Origin of the sequence: Seonamhaeicola sediminis, assembly GCF_004358095.2 — a bacterium.
Lineage (GTDB): Bacteria > Bacteroidota > Bacteroidia > Flavobacteriales > Flavobacteriaceae > Seonamhaeicola > Seonamhaeicola sediminis.
On the sequence record NZ_SMZJ02000050.1, the window covers coordinates 1 to 281 of the forward strand.

The following is a 281-nucleotide window of genomic DNA, read 5'->3' on the forward strand; positions in this document are numbered from 1 at the left end:
TGGATGTTTATACTTTCTATTACTGATAGCCATCTTTAAGGCTCTAACCGTAGAAGATGCTTTTAAATTATCTGTAAGTTCATAACCCATAATCTGTTTAGAATAAGCATCTGTTATCAGGTGCAGGTATTCGTGACCTTACTTAGTCTGTAGATAGGTTATGTCTGCTACCCAAAGCTGTTCTGGTTTATTGAGATTAAAAGATTTTGTGAGATTTGGATACTTTTTCATCCAATGTTTAGAGTTTGTGGTTTTTGTATATTTTCTTCGCTTTCTTACCA

General features: G+C 33.5%; 1 pseudogene. It reads right to left on the reverse strand.

Features of this window, described 5'->3' with window-relative positions:
* Positions 1-281 (reverse strand): annotated as a pseudogene (locus E1J38_RS15230) (DDE-type integrase/transposase/recombinase); the annotation flags it as partial.